This window comes from Emticicia agri (assembly GCF_004168285.1).
In the GTDB taxonomy this organism is placed as follows: domain Bacteria; phylum Bacteroidota; class Bacteroidia; order Cytophagales; family Spirosomataceae; genus Emticicia; species Emticicia agri.
Window position 1 is genome coordinate 160,427 of the sequence record NZ_SEWF01000008.1, and the last position, 19,397, is coordinate 179,823.

General features: G+C 37.6%; 21 protein-coding genes and 1 pseudogene. 18 read left to right on the forward strand and 4 right to left on the reverse strand.

Annotated elements, in window-relative coordinates; all coding sequences use genetic code 11:
* The first annotated feature begins 218 nt into the window (after positions 1 to 218).
* The 5 genes from EWM59_RS07625 (at position 219) to EWM59_RS07645 (ending at position 3,201) form a co-directional block, all read left to right on the forward strand.
* Positions 219 to 590: an ArsR/SmtB family transcription factor gene (locus EWM59_RS07625; RefSeq protein ID WP_229239308.1), complete on the forward strand. Its 372-nt coding sequence runs from the start codon at positions 219 to 221 to the stop codon at positions 588 to 590.
* 72 nt (positions 591 to 662) lie between these two features.
* Positions 663 to 1,517 (forward strand): arsenite methyltransferase, encoded by an 855-nt coding sequence (locus tag EWM59_RS07630; RefSeq protein ID WP_130020357.1) that lies wholly within the window; start codon positions 663 to 665, stop codon positions 1,515 to 1,517.
* A 5-nt stretch (positions 1,518 to 1,522) separates the two neighbouring features.
* Complete coding sequence (locus tag EWM59_RS07635) at positions 1,523 to 1,939, forward strand: arsenate reductase ArsC (RefSeq protein ID WP_130020358.1); 417 nt, start codon at positions 1,523 to 1,525, stop codon at positions 1,937 to 1,939.
* A gap of 316 nt (positions 1,940 to 2,255) precedes the next feature.
* On the forward strand, positions 2,256 to 2,414 hold the full coding sequence (locus EWM59_RS07640) for a lmo0937 family membrane protein (protein ID WP_130020359.1): 159 nt from the start codon (positions 2,256 to 2,258) through the stop codon (positions 2,412 to 2,414).
* Positions 2,415 to 2,571: 157 nt separating this feature from the next.
* Positions 2,572 to 3,201: a porin family protein gene (locus EWM59_RS07645; protein WP_130020360.1), complete on the forward strand. Its 630-nt coding sequence runs from the start codon at positions 2,572 to 2,574 to the stop codon at positions 3,199 to 3,201.
* Between the two features lie 88 nt (positions 3,202 to 3,289).
* On the opposite strand, the gene EWM59_RS07650 is transcribed toward EWM59_RS07645, so the two are convergent.
* Complete coding sequence (locus EWM59_RS07650) at positions 3,290 to 4,498, reverse strand: MFS transporter (RefSeq protein ID WP_130020361.1); 1,209 nt, start codon at positions 4,496 to 4,498, stop codon at positions 3,290 to 3,292.
* 115 nt (positions 4,499 to 4,613) lie between these two features.
* Positions 4,614 to 5,330, reverse strand: coding sequence for a DUF3667 domain-containing protein (locus EWM59_RS07655; protein WP_130020362.1), 717 nt, complete (start codon positions 5,328 to 5,330; stop codon positions 4,614 to 4,616).
* A 414-nt stretch (positions 5,331 to 5,744) separates the two neighbouring features.
* On the opposite strand from EWM59_RS07655, the gene EWM59_RS07660 reads away from it, so the two are divergent.
* From EWM59_RS07660 to EWM59_RS07680, 6 genes and pseudogenes are all read left to right on the forward strand, one after another.
* Positions 5,745 to 6,893: a Gfo/Idh/MocA family protein gene (locus EWM59_RS07660; protein WP_207219950.1), complete on the forward strand. Its 1,149-nt coding sequence runs from the start codon at positions 5,745 to 5,747 to the stop codon at positions 6,891 to 6,893.
* Between the two features lie 86 nt (positions 6,894 to 6,979).
* Positions 6,980 to 7,171, forward strand: a complete 192-nt coding sequence (locus tag EWM59_RS28205) for a four helix bundle protein (protein ID WP_207219951.1) — start codon at positions 6,980 to 6,982, stop codon at positions 7,169 to 7,171.
* Between the two features lie 24 nt (positions 7,172 to 7,195).
* A pseudogene (locus tag EWM59_RS28760) lies at positions 7,196 to 7,381 on the forward strand (four helix bundle protein); the annotation flags it as partial.
* 43 nt (positions 7,382 to 7,424) lie between these two features.
* Entirely contained in the window at positions 7,425 to 8,477 is a 1,053-nt protein-coding gene (locus EWM59_RS07670) for a sugar phosphate isomerase/epimerase family protein (protein ID WP_130020363.1), read from the forward strand.
* A gap of 354 nt (positions 8,478 to 8,831) precedes the next feature.
* On the forward strand, positions 8,832 to 9,533 hold the full coding sequence (locus EWM59_RS07675) for a 3-keto-disaccharide hydrolase (RefSeq protein ID WP_130020364.1): 702 nt from the start codon (positions 8,832 to 8,834) through the stop codon (positions 9,531 to 9,533).
* Positions 9,534 to 9,657: 124 nt separating this feature from the next.
* Positions 9,658 to 10,404, forward strand: a complete 747-nt coding sequence (locus tag EWM59_RS07680; RefSeq protein WP_130020365.1) for a hypothetical protein — start codon at positions 9,658 to 9,660, stop codon at positions 10,402 to 10,404.
* A gap of 149 nt (positions 10,405 to 10,553) precedes the next feature.
* Here the strand turns inward: EWM59_RS07680 and EWM59_RS07685 are convergent, their stop codons facing one another.
* Positions 10,554 to 11,441 carry a hypothetical protein gene (locus EWM59_RS07685; RefSeq protein WP_130020366.1) on the reverse strand — a complete coding sequence of 296 codons (888 nt, stop codon included), beginning with the start codon at positions 11,439 to 11,441 and terminating at the stop codon, positions 10,554 to 10,556.
* 117 nt (positions 11,442 to 11,558) lie between these two features.
* On the opposite strand from EWM59_RS07685, the gene EWM59_RS07690 reads away from it, so the two are divergent.
* Both EWM59_RS07690 and EWM59_RS07695 read left to right on the forward strand, forming a co-directional pair.
* Positions 11,559 to 11,768: a hypothetical protein gene (locus EWM59_RS07690; protein WP_130020367.1), complete on the forward strand. Its 210-nt coding sequence runs from the start codon at positions 11,559 to 11,561 to the stop codon at positions 11,766 to 11,768.
* 209 nt (positions 11,769 to 11,977) lie between these two features.
* On the forward strand, positions 11,978 to 14,512 hold the full coding sequence (locus EWM59_RS07695; RefSeq protein ID WP_130020368.1) for a TonB-dependent receptor: 2,535 nt from the start codon (positions 11,978 to 11,980) through the stop codon (positions 14,510 to 14,512).
* 42 nt (positions 14,513 to 14,554) lie between these two features.
* Here the strand turns inward: EWM59_RS07695 and EWM59_RS07700 are convergent, their stop codons facing one another.
* The gene (locus EWM59_RS07700) at positions 14,555 to 14,914 is read right to left on the reverse strand and encodes a DUF4180 domain-containing protein (protein ID WP_130020369.1); all 360 of its coding nucleotides are present in this window, start codon (positions 14,912 to 14,914) and stop codon (positions 14,555 to 14,557) included.
* Between the two features lie 206 nt (positions 14,915 to 15,120).
* Between EWM59_RS07700 and EWM59_RS07705 the strand changes: the two genes are divergently transcribed.
* The 5 genes from EWM59_RS07705 to EWM59_RS28655 form a co-directional block, all read left to right on the forward strand.
* Entirely contained in the window at positions 15,121 to 15,762 is a 642-nt protein-coding gene (locus tag EWM59_RS07705; protein ID WP_130020370.1) for a M23 family metallopeptidase, read from the forward strand.
* 105 nt (positions 15,763 to 15,867) lie between these two features.
* The gene (locus EWM59_RS28765) at positions 15,868 to 15,993 is read left to right on the forward strand and encodes a 3-coathanger stack domain-containing protein (RefSeq protein ID WP_374755938.1); all 126 of its coding nucleotides are present in this window, start codon (positions 15,868 to 15,870) and stop codon (positions 15,991 to 15,993) included.
* Between the two features lie 226 nt (positions 15,994 to 16,219).
* Positions 16,220 to 17,233, forward strand: a complete 1,014-nt coding sequence (locus EWM59_RS07710; protein ID WP_130020371.1) for a LacI family DNA-binding transcriptional regulator — start codon at positions 16,220 to 16,222, stop codon at positions 17,231 to 17,233.
* Positions 17,234 to 17,592: 359 nt separating this feature from the next.
* Positions 17,593 to 18,690 (forward strand): 3-coathanger stack domain-containing protein, encoded by a 1,098-nt coding sequence (locus EWM59_RS07715; protein ID WP_130020372.1) that lies wholly within the window; start codon positions 17,593 to 17,595, stop codon positions 18,688 to 18,690.
* Between the two features lie 31 nt (positions 18,691 to 18,721).
* Positions 18,722 to 19,397 (forward strand): DUF8740 domain-containing protein (locus tag EWM59_RS28655; protein ID WP_130020373.1); only part of this gene is annotated, 676 nt, incomplete at its 3' end.

Sequence of the window (19,397 nt, forward strand, 5' to 3'; positions counted from 1 at the left end):
ATTGTGGTAGTGTTGATAGTTTTGCTCTATTGTTCTGGCCTAATAAGTGCCTGTAATTTCCAACGCACAGCCAAAGCCTGCGATAAAAGCCAAACGCAATAAATCTCCCAACAGTAAGTAAAGTTAAAAATCAAATCAATAACAAAAATAGACTTTGGCAAGTCAAATCTATTGAAATAGAAAATAAAAATTTCAAATACTTGTATAAGTCCAAAACTATGTCGTATATTTACGTCATAATAGAAACTAAGTTTATGACCTACGCCAAAACAGAACTTTTTCAGGCCGACCAACAAGAGATTGCTAAAATTGCCAAAGTGCTTTCGCACCCGGCACGCATAGCCATTATTCAGTTGTTAGCCAGAAAACAGGTTTGTATTTCGGGTGATATTTCTGATGAATTACCGTTGAGCCGCACTACCGTATCACAGCATTTAAACGAACTGAAAGAATCTGGCATCATTCAGGGCGAAGTAAGTGGTTTAAATGTTTGCTATTGCCTTGACTTAAAAGTGGTGGAACACATCAAAAATCTATTCGGCACTTTCTTTGAAGATACCAAGAATCAGGCAGTTGGCGGATGTTGCTAAAATTTTTTGCCCCTATATGTCGTATGTTTACGTTATACGAATTAAGTATTTTAAACTATAAATTTTACAATTATGACAGCAAATGAACAAGAATTAAAAGAAATCGTAAGGCAAAAATATGGCGAAATAGCCTTGCAGGATGCAGCAACCAATATGGCCTCTTGTTGTGGCAGCGGAGGCTGCTCGACAGAAGTATATAATATTATGGCTGATGATTATAATGAATTAGATGGTTATGCCACCGATGCTGATTTAGGGCTTGGTTGTGGCTTGCCTACCAAATTTGCCAGAATCAAAAAAGGTGATACAGTAGTTGATTTGGGTTCGGGTGCTGGAAATGATTGTTTTGTAGCAAGGGCTGAAACAGGCGAAACAGGCAAAGTATATGGCGTTGATTTTACAGAAGCCATGATTGAGAAAGCAAAGGCAAATGCAGCAAAACTGGGCTTTAGTAATGTAGAGTTCAGACAGGGGGATATTGAAGATATACCTCTCAGAGATAATCTGGCTGATGTTGTGGTAAGCAATTGCGTACTGAATCTTGTGCCGAATAAAAAAGCTGTATTTAATGAAATACGCAGAATACTGAAGCCAACAGGGCATTTCAGTATTTCTGATATTGTATTGGTGGGTGAGCTACCCATTAAAATTCAGGAAGTAGCAGAAATGTATGCAGGATGTGTATCTGGTGCTATCCAAAAGACCGATTATCTCGCCCTTATCAAAGAAGCAGGGTTTCAGAATATTACTTTGCAGAAAGAAAAACCCATTATTATCCCTGATGATATTCTAAGCAATTATCTGAATACGCAAGAAATTGAGGCCTTCAAAAATCAGGAAGGTGGCATTTTCAGTGTAACTGTATATGCCGAAAAAGAGTCTATCACCAAATCAAATTGTTGTCCACCTGAATCAGGTTGTTGTTAAGGCTTATGAAAAATATTTTAGTTTTATGCACTGGCAATTCATGCCGGAGCCAGATAGCAGAAGGCTATTTAAGACATTTTGCAGGTAACAAGGCGAATATTTACAGCGCAGGGGTTGAAACACATGGCGTTAACCCCAAAGCCATAGCCACCATGAAAGAAGATGGTATTGATATTTCAGAACACACTTCGAATAACGTGAATGAATATTTAGATATTAACTTCGATTTTGTAATAACCGTGTGTGATAATGCTAAAGAGCGGTGCCCCTATTTCTCGACTGATGCAAAGAAATTTCATTATAATTTTCCTGACCCTGCCAAATTTCAGGGAACTACAGAAGAAGAAACGATGGCGGAATTCAGGCGTGTGCGAACAATGATAAAAAACTACTGTAAGGAATTTGTAGAAGGAAATCTATAGTGGTTCAGAATTCTGAACCACTTCCGGATGGTCTAAACATTATACCTATGCAGACAACCCTAATCCCGCAACATGGTTTAAAGGCAAAAGAATAAACCCTAAAACAGTTGTTCCACTCTTTAAAAGATGGCATCTGCTCAAAATTGAGGAGCGAATACCACACTATTTTTCTAAAGGGAATAGTCTGATTTGCGCAAAAAACAGCCATTTACACAAGATTCAGGTTGCTGGCATGAAATTTTTAGGTTAATAGACAAAAGTATTTAAAAAGGCAAAAGCCGAAATATTTAATTATTAACTACTAAATTCAAACACAATGGGAAATTTACTGTATTTAATCGCCGTAATCCTGATTATAGGATGGGTATTAGGATTTTTTGTTTATAGCGCAGGTGGTCTTATTCATATCCTGCTTGTTATTGCCGCAATTGCAATTGTTTTGAGACTTATCCGTGGAGACAGGGTTATTAAATAGAACCATTTAACAGGGCTGTCTAAAAAGCCAAGTTATAAAAATACTATTTGGCACAAAAACCTTTTTAGACAGCCATGTTTCGATAGAGAACAAAATTTTTAATATTAGGCTAATCACCACAATAATATATAATTCACATACTTTCGTTATAATAACCATGAAAAAAACATTTTTAATCACCGCAGGAATTGCTCTTTTGGCTATCAATTCTTATGCACAAGATGCCCGTTCAAAGATTCAACTGGGATTGAAAGCAGGTTTGAATTATTCAAATATCTATGATTCAAAAAGCGAAGAATACGACGCTAATGGCAAATTCGGTCTGGCAGCAGGGGGATTTCTTGCCATTCCTATCGGAAGGTTTCTGGGTATTCAACCCGAAATAATGTATTCACAAAAAGGTTATAAACAATCGGGTAGTGTTTTGGGTAGCAATTATGATTTTACCCGTACTTCTCATTATCTTGATATACCTTTATTGGTTTCTATCAAACCTACTGATGTACTTACATTTCATGTTGGCCCACAGTTTTCTTATCTGATGAGACAGAAAACTGTACTCAATACCGGATTAGGAACTGTGATAGGCGAGAACGATTTTGACAATGATAATATCCGTAAAAACACTTTAGGGGCAGTCGTAGGTGTTGATTTCAACTTTGACAGAGTGGTTTTTGGCACAAGAGCAGGCTGGGATTTACAAAATAACAATGGCGATGGTTCATCAACCAATCCACGCTACAAAAATGTAGTAGTACAGGCAACTTTAGGGTTCAGGTTATTTTAGAGTTTCGGAATAAATATATGTAACTATATTTTCATCAAAAAAGCCTTGTTATCTCGAGATAACAAGGCTTTTTTGATGAAAATATAAATTAGGCATGTACTGGTTTTTTACCTCTTTGCCAGAAGTATAAACCTGCAAATAATACAATTAACACTAAGGGGAATAAAGTTAAGGTTCCGAGTACTTGCTGTCCTGCGGCTAATTCTAATGCTTCGCCCTGAAGACCTTTAGCTGTTTGCTCTGCTTTAGCTGTATCCAGCCATTTACCGATTTGCGGGTTCATAAATGCCTGCGATAGCATACCAATTCCTCCTATTACTGACATACCCAAGGCACCACTTAGCGGTACTCTTTCGGCAGTAAAACCAATCATGGTTGGCCAGAAATAAGCAACACCCATTGCAAAAAATATAGCCGCTACATAAGCCATTGTTCCTGTTTGAGTACTGAATAGGTAAACACCAATGGTAGCAAGTACTGCCGAACCAAGTAAAACACCTGTCTGGTCAAATTTATGGATGATAGCACCACCGAAGAAGCGGGCAACTGCCATTAGTCCGGTTACTAATGCTAAAATTAACATAGGTTTAGCTCCACTGCTTTTCAAAATTAAACCTACCCATTGTTGCGGGCCAAACTCTGTAGTTGCTGTCAAAATCATACAGATAAAAATGAAAATAAACAAAGGAGTAGCCATTGCTTTCAGGTTGTTTCCAACCGATGTAACCCCCTCAACTTTTGGTTTAGGAAATGCTTGACCAAAGAATAAGAAAGCATAAATAATAGTCGGTATCAGGATTATCCAGATTTGTGTTTGCCAGGCAAAGCCTTGAGTAGTCATGAACTCAGACAATAAACTTCCGATGACAATTCCACCCGGAAACCACATGTGAAATCTGTTCAGCATAGTGTTCATTTTCGCTCCTGAATAAGTATCAGCAATCAAAGGGTTACAGGCGGCTTCTGTACAACCATTACCTAAGCCGATAAGGAATGTTGAAATCAATAAGCCAATGTAGCTTCCGCCATAGATTGTCAGGATAATACCAACAAAGTGGGCAAAAAAAGCAAACTGCATAATAATTTTTGGTCCGATACTATGATAAACCAATCCTCCGATAATCATCGAAAGAGGAAAACCATAGAACCACATTGAATTAATAACTCCTACTTCTTCACCTGTAAGATTTAATTCGGTTTGAAGTTGAGGCAAAATACCTGCCCGGATACTGAATGAAAATGCTGTAGTAATTAGTGCAAAACAACTTGCATTAAATAGACGCGAGTCATTAACCATAATGTTTAAAAGTGTTTTAGGGTGTAATAAATTATGGACGTAAAAGTAACTTTTTTAATATAATTTCAAAAGAAAATGATATTTATAATTGTAATTTCTACAATTAACATGCTAATTAGTGCGGATTCTTCAGAAAGGCGTGATAAATAAAGCCTATGAAAACACTTATCAAAGCCTGATTGAGAACAAATGACAGTAAAATTTTCAGAAAGGTAAGCCAAGTATTTTCTTCATAAAACTGCTTGGCCGCCCACGAAACATATACTATATAAATAAAGAAATAAGTATATAAAATAACATTGTAGTATTGCCTGAAAAGCGTAATAAAGATAACAAATATCAGCACATAGAATACAATGCGGAATCCACCTAAAAACAGATGAAAGATGATATTTTCGGCATAGTTATATTTCTTCTTCCGGAAGAACAGCCAGGTAAAAAATGCCTGAATAGGCACCGAGGCCACGAAAATCCAGTTGACATATTTGGTTACTAAATTTGAGACCGGATTAGATGAATTGGGATTACCATCAAACACATGAAAATAGGCTGCCAGAAAAGTTGAAATAGCTACAGTAATCAGAAAGAAATTGAAAGGATTGTAATATTTTTTTCTGGCTCCGGCTACATATTCTTTTATTACTTCGCCGGGTTTGATGGCCAGTTCTTTTATCAGATAAAAAATTCCTGTATCGGCATGTGTAAAAGCATGAATCACCTCATGAATCATAAAATGAGTATTTATGCGATGAACAGATGCTTTCTGTCCACAAGTAGGGCAAAACTGATAAGACTCCTGGTATTCCTTGTGGCAATTGAGGCAGGTTTTCATAAAAAGTGGTCGAAAATTAGAGAAATAAAAAGAATGGTTAATTGTAAAATCAGATTAAACCTTTTTATTTTACGCAAAGTTAGAATTTTGCCTTGCATTTGCAAATTCAGGTGTTTAATGATATTGTAAAGCGTTTTTTGGAGGGTGTAAATGAGGTTTGGAGGCATTCGTAGAGACGTATTGCTATACGTCTCCAAGGGGTTGTCCTCACCAAGAAATTTTAATCACGCAGAGGTTTATTTACTACAAACATCATTTTTTGAATTGCACTGGCCTTTTGAGACGTAATGCATTACGTCTCTACGAAAACAAACTTTCATCGCATTAAAACCCAATCGTTTTTCATCAATCAATTTCATGGAAGGCGGTTTTTAATTGATAGATAATCATAATTTCAACCCTTTAGTCTACAATATGCAACGAAAAATCCGAATGGGAATGGTCGGTGGCGGACGTGGTGCGTTTATTGGTGCTGTCCACCGGACTGCTGCTGCCATTGATGGCGAAATCGATTTGGTGTGTGGGGCTTTCAGTTCTACAGCCGAGAAATCAAAAGCATCAGGAGAAGATTTAATGATTGCCCCTGATCGCTGCTACGGCGATTTCAAAGAAATGATTCAGAAAGAGAAACGCCGCAAAGACCGCATAGATGCAGTCTCGATTGTTACACCCAATCACATGCACTTTGCCCCTGCAAAAATGGCATTGGAAAACGGCTTCCATGTCATTTGTGATAAACCTGTAACTTTCACGCTTTCAGAAGCCCGAAAACTCAAAGACCTTGTTGAAAAAACCGGATTGACTTTTGCACTTACGCACAACTACACCGGTTATCCGATGGTAAAACAGGCACGTCATCTGGTAAAAAGTGGTGTTTTAGGAAAAATCCGTAAAGTAGTAGTAGAATATCCGCAAGGATGGCTGGCATTTTTAGAAGAAAAACGTGGCTATAAACAAGCTGAATGGCGCACAGACCCTAAGCGCTCAGGTATTGCAGGTGCCGTAGGTGATATTGGTACACACGCCGAAAATCTGGCTGAATATATTACAGGTCTGAAAATTACTGAAATGTGTGCAGATGTAAGCACTTTTGTAGAAGGACGTCTATTAGACGATGATGCCAATATTCTCTTACACTTCGATAGTGGTGCAAAAGGTATTCTGCATTGCAGCCAGATTTCAAACGGTGATGAAAATAACCTCTACATCAGAGTTTATGGTGAGTTAGGTAGTGTGCATTGGGGTCAGTTAGAGCCAAATACCTTAATCCATAAGTCACAGGAGTTCCAGCATATATATCGTCCGTCAGTAGGGAATTTATGTCCTGAAGCCAAAGCGAATATCCGTCTTCCATCAGGTCATCCGGAAGGGTATTTAGAAGCATTTGCCAATATTTACCGCAATTTTGCCAGAACTGTCCGCAAACGCATCAATGGCGAAACCCCAACTGAAATAGAATTAGATTTCCCGACAATAGACGATGGTATCAGAGGCATGCAGTTTGTGGAGACGGTGATAGCTTCGGGGAAAAGTAATAGTAAGTGGGTAAAGTTTAAATCGTGAATGGAGAATGGTGAATTAGCGAATGGCGAATTAGCGAATAATTTATAAACACATTTAAATCATAAATATCGAATATTTAATGATTTATGAAACAAAGATCTATATCTAAATATTCAGAGGAAGAAAGATTTCAATTCGCAGAAAACATCGAAAAGAAATTAAAATCTTTCGCTATTCGATGTATTGATGTTTATAAATCTTTACCGTTTAATGATTTTGTTGCTCAACATATTGGTAAGCAATTAGTACGTTCTGCTACTTCATCAGCTACTAATTAGAGGGCTGTTAGAAGAGCACGGAGCCAGAATGAATTTTATGCCAAGATAAGTATCGTCGTCGAAGAAATAGACGAGTCTGTTTTCTGGTTAGAAATGCTAATTGACCTCAACTATTTTAAACAGGAAAAACTAAGTAATTTAATTAGTGACAGTACCGAAGTACTGTTAATTTTGTCAAAATCAAGAAAAAACACCTATCAGAATGGCTGAAATTATTCACTAATTCACCATTCACTAATTCGATATTAGACTTATGAAAACAATCAAAGGACCAGCAATATTTTTAGCACAATTTATGGGCGATGAAGCCCCTTTTAATTCATTAGATACTATTGCCGATTATATGGCAGGTTTAGGGTACAAAGGTATCCAGTTGCCAACCTGGGATGGCAGAGTGATTGACCTGCAAAAAGCAGCAGAATCTAAAACATACGCCGACGAACTGAAAGGCAAATTAGCCGACAAAGGGCTGGCCATTACAGAACTTTCAACGCACTTGCAAGGACAGTTGATTGCCTCTCACCCTGCTTACAATGCCATGTACGACGCTTTTGCGCCTGCGGCAGTGCATGGTAACGAAAAAGCTCGCCGTAAATGGGCCGAGCAACAATTACTATGGGCAGCTAAGGCTTCTCAGAATTTAGGATTGACCTCTCATGTAGGTTTCTCAGGTGCTTTGGCATGGCCGTTTTTATATCCCTGGCCGCAACGCCCTGCCGGATTAATTGAAACAGCGTTTAAAGAATTAGCCCGTCGCTGGAAACCGATTCTGAATGTATTTGACGAACATGGCGTTGATTATTGCTACGAATTACACCCGGGAGAAGACTTGTATGATGGTACCACATTCGAAATGTTTGTTGATTACCTAAAAGGTCATAAACGTGCTTGTATCAACTACGACCCAAGCCACTTTGTGCTGCAACAATTAGACTATCTGGCATTTATAGACATCTATCACGAACGCATCAAGGCATTCCATGTAAAAGATGCAGAGTTTAATTCATCTGGCCGTCAGGGTGTGTATAGTGGCTATGCAGGTTGGGCAAACCGTGCCGGACGTTTCCGTTCATTGGGTGATGGACAAGTGGATTTTTCAGGTATTTTTAGTAAATTATCACAATACGACTACGATAGCTGGGCAGTATTGGAGTGGGAATGCTGCATTAAATCATCAGAGCAAGGTGCGGCAGAAGGTGCGCCTTTTATCGAGAGCCACATCATTCAGGTAGCCACCCGTGCATTTGATGACTTTGCGGCTACTGGCGCCGATGAAAAAGTAAATCGTAAGGCTTTGGGGATATAATTGCTTTAATGAACGCAATTAGTATTTCAGCGACTAAAACGGTCCGCCGTGCGGTCGCCGTCTAAGAAAACAATGGTACTATCATTTTACATATGCGGACTTAAGCGACCGACGCCCGGTCCGCATTATACTACTAAAATTATTCCTTTGTTACTTTAGACGGCGAATTCATTCGCTGACACGCTAATCATGTATCTATGATGAAAATAAAAAACTCATTGACAAGCGTATAATTAACAATCCACATTCGTTATAATCACCGGATTCAAAGGATAATAAATTTGCTGCATTTGGTTTGCAATTGATTTATTAGGAAATTTGAACTTAAATCAACCTCAATCTTACATATTTACAATGAAAAAAATTCAATTCGCTGTTGCATCAGTAGCCCTTATGGTTATTTGCACTACCACAGCATTCGTCAGCAAACCAGGTAAATGGGTATCTATTTTTAATGGCAAAGATTTCACCGGATGGCATGCTTATAACAAAACCGAGCCTGTGTCAGACAAATGGCAGGTAGAAGATGGTGCTATGGTGTTGACTGGCAGAGGTGGTGGAGACCTGGTTACCGACAAAGAGTATGAAAACTTTGAATTAGAATTAGACTGGAAAATTTCAGAAAAAGGCAATAGTGGGGTCATGTGGGGAGTAATAGAAGATAAAAAGTTCTGTTGCCCTTATTCAACAGGCCCTGAAATGCAGGTACTTGACGACCAGGGACACCCTGATGCAAAAGCAGGTAAAGACGGTAACCACAAAGCCGGTTCATTGTATGACATGATTCCTCCGGCAAGTTTTGATGCCGTAAAACCTGCAGGTGAGTGGAATACTGCCAAGATGAGAATCGACCACAAAGCCAATAAAGGCACTTTCTGGCTGAACGGCAAACAAACCGTACAGTTTGATTTGACCGGGCCGGGTTGGGATAATATGGTAGCCAACAGCAAATTCAAAACCTGGGAAGGTTTCGGTAAATTTGCCAAAGGCAAAATTGCCTTACAAGACCACGGCAATAAAGTTTGGTTTAAAAACCTGAGAATCAGAGAGATTTAATCCAGTTTTGTTTTATAATCAACAAAGCCTATATCCTGCCAGATATAGGCTTTGTTTTTTTGGTATAGTTTTTGAAAAAGTTTTTTTAGTTAACAACTATTGCTGTATTCATCAAAATATACTTATGAAAACCACAATCTATCGCTCATCAAGCATGCGCAAACTACTTTTCGTATATTGGCTAATTATCCATGTTTCTTCTGTTTTTGCCAAAGATAGTGCCGGAGACAAGCCTTTGAAAGAAAAACCTACGCAATCCAAGGTCATTAACGAGAATCCTGATATAGTCATAAAATCAGGCAATACTCATGCGGCTTGTCTGCCCAAAAATTGTGTACCCGTTATCATTACCAAATCAAAATCGGCATTAGAATCGGCAGAAGTTTTTTCAAACTTTTTAGCAGATAATACCATGAATATATCGGTTACTAACAACCCCGCCCAAAACATTTTTGAATATGGCTTGAGGTTTGTTGTAACCAGAAAAGGCAGAATGGTAAAAGTAGGCTCCCGATTACCCAAGGCGGGCATCTATCGCATTTCTGTATGGGATGTTGCTACCAGGACTATTATCGTTCAGCAATATGTCTATCAAATAATCAATAATGTGCAAGCCTGGGCAGATATTCCCGCTTTAGCATTAACAGCTAATAAAGAATATTTTATCTCGATTATCTCTGATAACTGGAATGAGGCCTATCCTAAAGCAGGTTCTATCATCACTTATCCAATAACCAAAGGAAGCCTGAAAGTGCTGGCATTTGGCACAACAATTCAACCTACGATTACATCAGCAGCAAAATTCCCTGATTCAGAGGACAATACCCATTCAATTCCCGGGTTCGTAGATTTTGGGTTTTGGCCTGATTGAGATAGCAGTAAGCGGAAGATATATTAAGTCTCATACTGAAGGATGTTAAGTTTAACATTGAAACAAGTAACAATTTATTTAATAGCAAAAATATTCCTGATTGGCTAAAGTCAATCAGGAATATTTTTTATAAAGGTAAATAGCATTTATCACTCTGAAATCTTATTAGAGATTCGGGTTTTTGTTTTTAGCTGTTCGTTCTCAATAATGCCTATCGATTTAATATTGGTTGACGAGTAAGTGTTAAGGTCGATACTTTGAATAAGGCCTGTATATTGACCAGATAATAGAATACTGGCTTCGTATTTCATCTCTAATAGTTCTACTTCAGCCTCAATCCCCTGCCCTGGTTGTAAATCAGTTACATCAGTAGTACTTTTTTTCAAAGAAGATTCTTTTTTCGGATTAGGTTTATAGTACCCGTTCAATTTATATTGATGTTTAGCCTCATCTACCATTGTGTATGTATTAATATAAAAGCCATCTTTTACCTTTACGCTATCTGTCCAACTATTAGTATTATCAGGCTTGTTTATTAATATACCCGATAAAACACTTTGTGAGTTGAGAATTGGGAGATCCATCTGCGACAATTCAATGATTTCAATTTGATCTTTTGTCAGGTTATTTTTCTGGTTTAATTTAACATTGATATTTTTCTTTATTAAAGGCAGATACCCTTCAATAGCCATTTTCGAGATTTCGTCACTGCCAAAGGGTACATTCGTATCAATACTAAATTTACTGGTTTTTTGCTGGATCCGCATGACTTTAAACTTTACCAAAGGAGAATCCTTGGTTTTGAAATCAAGATTGCTGGTAACAATGAATCTATTACTACCGGGCGGATAGTTGGTTACTAAGGTTGTATTTGTGTTCTCATCAACTACCGTTTTAGGATCAGTATTCAGAAAGGATGATTCTTTGTAGACTATAGAAACAATGGTTTTGTTATCTAAAGAATTGTAGTTGTAAGTCTGGGCAAACACAATCTGTCTGTCCAAAACAATCAGGAGTAGGATTATTAATTTTTTCATAAATCTTTTTTATCACAATATTCCAAAAAATAAATTACTATTCATTGCAAAATTCCATAAAATAAAGTATTATTTCAAGTCGGCTCAAATTAAATAACTTTAAATCATAAAAAAAATATGAAAAAAATCGCTGTACTATTTTTAATTTCAATAATTTCGTCATCAGGTGCTTTTGCAAAATCCGCGAAGCCCACTCTAACAAAAAAAGCAAGTTTTGTTGCTGGCTGTACATCATACCCAGTTTATCGAGGTAAAGTTGTAATCGGAGACGATTTAGTTTGTGTAGATAAAGACGGAAAGACAACAGTTATCAGAACAAGATACTAATTATTAATACTGGTTATAGTTGTTTATCTGACTAAAAGTTAGAAAAAATAAATTATTTGAGCCGACAATTTTATTTTATGTGCGTAAGACTATTTACCATTTTGCTGTGTGTCTTTCATTTTTTTTATTCTTTCGCACAATCCAATAAGCAAATTAAGGTTTGCGTTCAATCTCCTGAAATCCATAAAGATTATAAAATCAGGTTAATCATGCTTACTGCTAGTAAAGAAAAAATAGATACCGAACGTAATATCAATTTTGAATGCACCTCATTTAAAATAGAACCGAATACAACTTATAGAATTCTGGTTCAGTCAGATTGTTGCTTTTCGTCTGGTTCACAGTGGTTGTCTGATACGATCAAAAACAATTATGTATTTAAGGTGATATTGAAAGAAAAGAGTGTAGAGCTAAAAGAGTTGGTTGTGAAAGAAAAAAAAGACAGATTTGAAAGAAGCGGAGACACTTTATTTGTAAATGTTAGAGATGACGATGCTCGCCCTCATGCTGCTGCTTCAACACTTTTTGATAGAATCACAGGATTAAATTCTTCTTGGGGAAGTATAAGCATATTAGGTGAAGATGTACAGGAGATTACAGTTGATGGAAAACGGATTTTTGGCGGAGTATCTCAGCTAACACTTGAAAGTATTAAGGCCAATATGATTGAACGAATGGAGTTCATAGAAAAAACCCTGGCGAATGGCCAGAAACGGAATGTATTGAATATTAAGCTGAAATCAGATAAAAAAGATGGTTTCTACGGAGATACAGGTGCAGGTATTGGTACTGACCAACGCTATATCGGCAATGTGAACCTTAATAAAATCACAAAAAAAGGGTTTATTAATGTTTTTTCTACAGCTAATTCTATCAACGAAAAAGGTATAGACCCAAAGGTTATTGAACGTGTTTTATTTAATAGTTTCAGGAATAGTTTAAATGCAAGTAGCTCGGTGATTGGCCTGTACGAACCTCGTGCCATAGATAATACTATAGAAAAACTTGAAACTAATTTCAGAGGCATAAATAGGTATTTCGACACAGGTTTTAATTATACTTATGCGGGAAAGAACATTGAATTAGACGGCTTTCTTTTTGGTAATAGCAATCGTCAAAACTTTGTTCAGACCGGCAACAGGAAACAATTTTTTAATGAATTGACTCAAAATACAAGCAGTAGCCTGGCTGACAAAAGCAAAACAAGTAATATTAACTCGAATTTCAATCTGAAATGGAATATAGATACACGTACTAATTTGCGTATTTCGAGTCAGTTAAATACACAATTTAAAGATAGATTTATCACTCATTCACTGGAAACCCTTTTTTCGGATAATACACCAAAAAATGCAATTTCTTCTGAAAACCAGGGAAGGATTAATGCACTAGCTCATACTTTTCAATTAAGTTTAGTACAAAAGGGAAAGAAAGGAGGCTATATAAGCTCTATATATTATAGATTTAACGAGCAGTCTAATGCCGATTCAAATAGATTCAGCAATATATTCGAAAACTCCGTTTCCAGATTTATTCAACATCAGACCCTTAATAGAAAAGATAATGCACGCATACATCAGGCTCAGTTTGTCCAGTCAATTCCACTAAACGGTCAGTTTTTGGTTGAAGGAAAAATAAAAGGGGTATTTGAAGAACACACAATCCGGCAGAATACAACTATTCACCTTGCCAATGGAAATATTTTTCCAGCTCTTGGAATTGTGAAAAACAATATTTTTGAAACCGGAGTTTATGCTTTATACAAACGTGCCAAACTTGATATAATTAGCGGTCTTGCTTATTCATATTGGAATATTGAGAGACAGACGCTGACGGAAAGATTTTCTTCAAAGCCAAGTTTCGTACTCAATCCTTTTACGAAACTCGAATATAGGTTTATATTCGGCAAATTTTCAGCCCGATTTGCAAAAGAACCAGTATTACCAGGTTCAGCACAATTAATAACATTACCAGATAGTACTAATCTGAATAATATTGTGGTTGGTAATATCAGATTAAGCCATTATCACCAGAAAGTTTTTGACCTAAACACCAATATATCTGCCAGAAAAGGGTACCAGTTTAATCTGAATTTCAATTATAAAATTCTGGATAATGCGGTAATCAGCGAAAATAAATATCTACCAGTATTAAATATTTTCTCTTCGGGTTTTATTAATGCCCCCAGGTCTACCACCAACTGGAACCTCAATTTTAGTGCCCTTCAGGTAAAATTAAGAGGTAACTTCACGTGGGTTTTATTAGGTGGTTTGTATCATTTCAATACTTTAATTAAAACCCAAGAAGAGATTTCGGCATTGAATCTGAATATAGCATTCATAAATTTAAACACAACCTTTAAATATAAAAGTGTATTTCATTTCAAGGCAAACTGGCAGTCACAATTTAATATTCTACAAAAAAACAGTATCATCAATAACATTATCTCTGCAAAAAGTGAAATAGATTTAGGCAAAAAATGGTATTTTGATGCAGGTCTGAGAATCAATATCAATAAAAGCCAGACTATTAATACACAATTATTTGCAGATACAGAAGTCAGTAAATTTTTATTAAAAAATAATGCTATGAAGGTATCTTTGATAATAAAAAACGTATTTGATACAAAACGGGAAGTTAATGTTGAACAGGCCAATAATTATCAGTCAATCTTTTATACCAATGTATTGCCAAGAACATTCATGTTTAAATTAACTTTTTATCCTGAAACCTGGAAAAAGTAAAAGATTAATTATCTGATGTAATCAGGCATACTGAAGTACATCTTACCCCCCCAACTTCGCCTTTGCCTCCTCCATACTTCCCACAAAATTCACGCTGCCGCCCTTATTACTTTCATAAATAAAATCTCTAAGGCTTTTGCTGGTGTATTTTGAGAAATCACCGACTATGGCCAGTGGCATATTGTAATTTGAAAACTTCTGTAGAATATCTCCGGCTATTTTTGTTTTTAAATCAAAAAAATCAGGCGTAATATTTTTCTCATGCAAAATTAATTTTGTTGCACCTGAGTAGGCTGCATTGGCCATTAGGTCAAGCGCATCCTGTACCTCTTTTACAATTATTTCATCGGCTATTAATTCGGCTATAAAAATGCCCTCATGGTTGGTTATTTCAATATTCATTGTGTTGATTGTTTAGCAAATACGAGTACAAATATACGTAAGTTTATTTTATATTTAACTACCTGAAATACAAGCATTTCTGAATATCAATTAAACCTTCTCATATTAAATTTGTCCAATTTATTCTGTGGCACAATAATAATTTAATAGTTGCGTTTCATAGAAATTGGTTACTTTTGCAAATCTTTTAACAAAAACAGTCAGGAATGAAGAAACAAGTTTTAGGATTTTTAATGTTTTTTGGAGGTATCACTTCAGGATTTTCCCAGAACATTGCCCTTAACAACTCAATCAAAACAATCAAAGAAGACAACTGGAAAGGTTTAAACTCACTACTCGAAGTAAACGACATTCTGCGCTACATTTATAGCGACCCTTTTAAGGAAAACTATATACAGACTATCCCTGCAGGCTACCCTTTAGACAAAGACATTCACATCAATTCCTTTTATGGTTCACGCAACCATCCCGTTCATAAAGTAACGAAGTTTCATAGAGGTATTGATTTGAAAGGTGGCACAGGCGAAAAAGTATATGCTACCGGAGAAGGCGAAGTGGTAGAAGCAGGTTACAAGAGCGATATAGGCAATTATGTGAGAATCAAGCATTTGTACGGTTTTGAATCTATTTACGGACATTTGAGTAAAATTTCTGTAAAAAAAGGCCAGAAAGTTTCTCGCCATCAGCTAATTGGTAAAGTGGGTGCCACAGGTACAGTAACAGGGCCGCACTTACATTATACCTTAAAGAAAAACAATCAGTTTATCGATCCGTTCGATTTTCTGTTTCTTGATTTTGAATCTGAGGGCATCAGTTTACTCTGGAAACTGAAAGGCAAACTGGCTTAATAGCCACAAAGACAAACCATAAGAGCCCTTTTGAGGGCTTTTTTTATGTCTGGTTTTACAATCCCGCCTTACTTATTCATCTTTTTTATTACACAATAGCCATTCATCACCAGTGCCAACAATGTAAATAATGGTGTGAATTATTTTGCCGGAAAGTCTATTTTACTTATACCGGGCTTTCAGGTAGGAGGTAATGAGGTATTTATGGCCAAAATAGAGGATTGTCCTTGATGGAGTAAAGGGCGTGGAGCATGGGGTTATTAATAGAAACTCCATTTGTTTCTCCATACCCTTTGCCACACACTCTATGCCCCTGCCGTTTCTCATCTTCACCATACCTCATGCCTTCCTCTCCTATTCCATGCTTTACCCCATGCCCTCTGCTCCATGCTCCCTTCCCTATTCCTTTCTTCAAAAATTATCCCTATTTTTGGAAAAATAAATCAAGCCAACTGCATTGAAAAAGAAGAGGTCTATCTATGATGTGGCTAACGAGCTACAGGTTTCTGTAACAACCCTGTCTTTTGTACTGAATGGCAAGGGTCAGGAGAAAAGAATCAGCAAGGAGGTTATTCAGAAAATCGAAAATTATATCAAAGAAACCGGGTATCAGCCCAACCACTTAGGCCGTAGTTTAAGCACCGGAAAAAGCAAAACTATCGGTATGATTGTGGGAGACATTAATAATCCTTTCTTTTCAGAAGTTGCCAGTGGTATTGAAAAAATTGCACTCAAAGCCGGATATACCCTCATTGTGGCAAGTTCAAATAATGAACTGAACCAGATGAAATCGGTTATAAAACTACTGAATGACCGCAATGTAGATGGTTTCATTATTTCGCCTATTGCAGGCATTGAAGAAACACTTGCCGACCTTAAAAAAGAGGGAAAACCCATGATTATTTTCAATTGCTTTTTCCCTGATCTGAATACGTTCAATATTGTAGTTGATAATAAAAAAGGAGCCTTTGAGGCTACACGCCACCTGTATGAAAACGGGTTCAGAAACATTGGTTTTATTACGCTTAACCTCTATAGCCAGAAAGAGCGCATAGAGGGCTATACCAACTTTATAGAGTCTCAGCAACTGAACACAAATATTCTTAAACTTCCCTACGAGCTTAATTACGAGCAAATTATCAATAAAATCACCTCCTTTATTACCTCAAATGATGAACTGGACTCGGTGTTTTTCAGTACTAACTTCCTGACTTTAGGCGGATTGAAAGCCATCAGTCGTTTAGGGGGCAAATATGCCAAAATGGGAATCGTCAGTTTCGACGACCATTTGCTGTATGATGTATTAAACCCGGGTATTACGGCTATCAAGCAACCTGTAAAACAGATATCGGCTACTATTATCAACCATCTTTTAAGCATGCTTGATAAGGATGCCGATAAAAAAGTGGAACCTCAGACGATTATGTTTCCGGTTGAATTGATAGTGCGGGCTTCTTCTTCTAAGCGGTGAATACTTTACCGGATCAAATTGCATAGTCTTAAAAAAAACTTTTCAATGGCTAAAACATTGTATTTTTCCAAGAATTCAATACGCTCAATAAACGCTTTGCTTTTTTATTGATAATATTTCTGAAACTATCTACTTTTGAAAACCCATATAGTTATAGTAACTAAGCATATATGCTTAGATTTTGTTGGCTCTCCTTCAAAACTGCACTTTTAAACATTCTATTAGCTTTATAATCACATTACTTGTGAGCAGATGCCTTTCTGGTGTTCGGCATCATCAAGTACATTTTTGAGTTCAGCGTTTAAACATTTGTTCAGATTCATTATTACATTTTTGATATAAAAAACCACAACCTTTGCATGAAAAAACACTTTACCGGTTTAATTTTTCTTCTGCTCATTCAATCGGCCTGTTATGTAAAAGCTCAGGTTCAAGTCTCGCCTAAGGTTATTGCTTCGTCAGGTGGGTATAGTGCTACAGGAAATTTGCAGGTATCCTGGACATTGGGCGAAACCTTTATTACCGAACTAACCGGGAGTGGGTTGTCTGCTACCCAGGGGTTTCAGCAAAATACCAGTATCTGCTTGAGTGTTGTTGATTATCAGTATGTAAAATCGGGCAATCCCTATCAGAGTCTATTTCCGCTGGTAAACGGCATGACTATCAATCAGATACCCGAGCAGGTATCAATATTGGTTACCGCAGTATGCAGCAATGTACCTATTGGAAGTTTTGAGATGAATTTGCAAGGCCCCGAATTTAACTGGAATATTATACAGAACATTCACCCGAGTGCGCTATTTGATAATATAGGCAATCATGTGTATGGCCGGAATTTCATTCCGGGAAACTATACCCTGACCGTAACAGGATATGCCGAGGACAACAAAGGGGGTGGCATGACTTACGGACCTGTTCAAACCCACTTTACTATTGTGGGCAATATTGCTACTATTTCAATGCCTACGGTCTCTACTCCTACTATCTGCGCAGGGAGTAATGTCGATGTAAACTTTACAGCTACTGGTACTTTTAATCCTGCCAATCAGTTTGAAGTACAATTATCAGACCCTGCGGGATTATTTGAAAACCCGACAACTATAGGCGTAACCAATGCAGCAGGAACTGTTAATTGTACCATTCCATTAAATACACCGGAAGGAGGCAATTATCTGATACGTGTGGTATCTTCCAATCAGGTTTATGCCGGAAATCCGACTATGTCGCAATTAAAAATAAATCCCCAGCATGCTTATTTGGAGAGCCCCAACAATGATTATGTAACAGGGAATACCGAAATCAAACAGGTAGTAAGTACCATTCATGCAGGCAATAAAGTAGGAACTACTTCAAACATAACCTATCAGGCGGGCAAGGCTGTAGTATTAACTCCCGGTTTTGAAACGCAGGCCGGAGGGATTTTTAAAGCACAGATAGCCGCTTGTACGAATAATTAATTATCCACTAATCACTATTAACCAATAGTATATGAAAAAAAATATTCTTTTGCTACTATTCATTATTCCCCTGATGCTACATGCACAGGCACCTCCGGGAATTCCTTATCAGGCCATTGCCAGAAATGGAAGTGGGAATGTACTGGTGAATCAGAATATCAGCGTTCGATTCAGTATTCTGACAGGAGGCATCAATGGAACAATTGTCTATGCAGAAACGCATACCACTACTACCAACAATTTAGGTTTGTTTACGCTCACAGTGGGAAATGGAACTGCACAAACCGGAACTTTCGGCGCAATCAACTGGAGCAATGGCAGTAAATTTTTACAGGTAGAAATTGACCCGGCCGCAGGAAATAGCTATATCAACTTAGGGGCAAGCCAGATGATGAGTGTGCCTTACGCCTTATATGCAGCTACCAGCGGTACACCCGGAGCAACCGGGCCTCAGGGACCTGTTGGAGCTACCGGAGCCACAGGTGCTACTGGAACACAGGGGTCAATTGGCCCAACTGGAGCAACAGGACCACAAGGCCCACAAGGGATAGCAGGACCGACAGGCGCAACTGGTGTTACCGGACCAACAGGCGTAACAGGTGCTACGGGTCCGCAAGGGTCGCAAGGTATAGCAGGGCCACAAGGTGTAGCAGGACCGACAGGCGCAACTGGAGCTAATGGTGCTACGGGTCCACAAGGGATAGCAG